Origin of the sequence: Streptomyces racemochromogenes, assembly GCF_044129415.1 — a bacterium.
GTDB lineage: Bacteria > Actinomycetota > Actinomycetes > Streptomycetales > Streptomycetaceae > Streptomyces > Streptomyces racemochromogenes_A.
This window is the reverse complement of sequence record NZ_JBBDHD010000275.1, coordinates 1-2111: the sequence shown is the minus strand read 5'-3', so window position 1 is coordinate 2111 and position 2111 is coordinate 1. Positions and strand designations below refer to the sequence as shown.

The following is a 2111-nucleotide window of genomic DNA, read 5'->3' as shown; positions in this document are numbered from 1 at the left end:
GTGGGGGTGTGGTTTTTGTGGTTGGGGGGGGGCGGGGCGCCGGCGGGGGGGGGGGGGGGGGGGGGGGGGGGGGGGGGGCGGGGGGGCGGGGGGGGGGGCCCCCCCCCCCCCCCCCACCGGTGTACGGGGGGTGTCACGACCCTGGTGTGACTTGGGCCACGAAGATTGGGCGTAACGCTCTGCGACGTCACGCGATGACCTAAGCGGTGATGGCCGACGGAGGGAAGACAGCAGCCCTTGGGGTGCTGTGCAGCTCCCCGGCCCCTGCCCGCGCCCCGGCCTCCCCAGTCGGCGGTCGTCGGCTCCGGTCCAGCACCAGGCCGGGGTCGGAACCCGTTCCCATCGTTCCGAGAGGTTGTTCGTGTCGGCCAGCACATCCCGTACGCTCCCGCCGGAGATCGCCGAATCCCAGTCTGTGATGGCGCTCATCGAGCGGGGCAAGGCCGAGGGGCAGATCGCCGGCGATGACGTGCGTCGGGCCTTCGAGGCTGACCAGATTCCTGCGACCCAGTGGAAGAATGTCCTGCGCAGCCTCAACCAGATCCTCGAGGAAGAGGGTGTGACGCTGATGGTCAGTGCCGCAGAGTCGCCCAAGCGCACCCCACGCAAGAGCGTCGCAGCGAAGACCCCCGCCAAGCGTACGACGACCAGGCCGGTGGCCGCCAAACCGGCCGCCGCTCCGGCCGCGGCACAGGCGCCGGCGGAGGCCGGGACGGCGGAACCCGACACGGCCGACGTGCTGGCCGGGGAACCGGTGGCCGAGCCCGCCGCGAAGAAGACCGCGGCCCGCAAGACGGCCGCCAAGAAGACCGCGGCGAAGAAGACCGCCGCGAAGAAGACGGCGGCCAAGAAGACCGCCGCCAAGAAGGACCTGGACGAGGGCGACGAAGAGGCCGTCGACGAGGCTCCCGACGCGGTGAAGGGCGAGGCCGAGGAAGAGGAGGAGGGCGGGGAGAACAAGGGCTTCGTCATCTCCGACGACGAGGACGACGCCCCCGCCCAGCAGGTCGTCGTGGCCGGTGCCACCGCCGACCCCGTCAAGGACTACCTCAAGCAGATCGGCAAGGTCCCGCTCCTCAACGCCGAGCAGGAGGTCGAGCTCGCCAAGCGCATCGAGGCGGGCCTGTTCGCCGAGGACAAGCTGGCCAACTCCGACAAGCTGGCGCCCAAGCTCAAGCGCGAGCTGGAGATCATCGCCGAGGACGGCCGCCGCGCCAAGAACCACCTGCTGGAGGCCAACCTCCGCCTCGTGGTCTCGCTGGCCAAGCGCTACACCGGCCGCGGCATGCTCTTCCTGGACCTGATCCAGGAGGGGAACCTGGGCCTGATCCGCGCGGTCGAGAAGTTCGACTACACCAAGGGCTACAAGTTCTCCACCTACGCGACGTGGTGGATCCGGCAGGCGATCACGCGTGCCATGGCCGACCAGGCCCGCACCATCCGCATCCCCGTGCACATGGTCGAAGTGATCAACAAGCTGGCCCGGGTGCAGCGCCAGATGCTCCAGGACCTGGGCCGCGAGCCCACCCCGGAGGAGCTGGCCAAGGAACTCGACATGACCCCCGAGAAGGTCATCGAGGTCCAGAAGTACGGCCGCGAGCCGATCTCCCTGCACACGCCGCTCGGCGAGGACGGCGACAGCGAGTTCGGCGACCTCATCGAGGACTCCGAGGCGGTCGTCCCGGCCGACGCCGTGAGCTTCACGCTGCTGCAGGAGCAGCTCCACTCGGTGCTCGACACGCTGAGCGAGCGCGAGGCCGGGGTGGTCTCGATGCGCTTCGGGCTCACCGACGGCCAGCCCAAGACCCTGGACGAGATCGGCAAGGTCTACGGGGTGACCCGCGAGCGCATCCGCCAGATCGAGTCCAAGACCATGTCGAAGCTGCGCCACCCGTCGCGCTCCCAGGTGCTGCGCGACTACCTGGACTGATCGGGCCGGCCGGCCGGGCCGTCAGGGGCGCGTGGACGTGGGGGGGGGGGGGGGGGGGGGGGGGGGGGGGGGGGGGGGGCGGGGGCGGGGGGGGGGGGGGGGGGGGGGGGGCGGGGGGGGGCGCGGGGGCGGCGGGGGGGGGGGGGGGCCGCGCCGGGGGCGCCGCGGGGGGGGGGGGGCG

General features: G+C 72.3%; 1 protein-coding gene. It reads left to right on the top strand.

Going from position 1 to position 2111, the window contains the following annotated elements; all coding sequences use genetic code 11:
- Positions 1-361 precede the first annotated feature (361 nt).
- Positions 362-1930 carry an RNA polymerase sigma factor gene (locus WDV06_RS36715; RefSeq protein WP_395514135.1) on the top strand — a complete coding sequence of 523 codons (1569 nt, stop codon included), beginning with the start codon at positions 362-364 and terminating at the stop codon, positions 1928-1930.
- Positions 1931-2111: the final 181 nt, after the last annotated feature.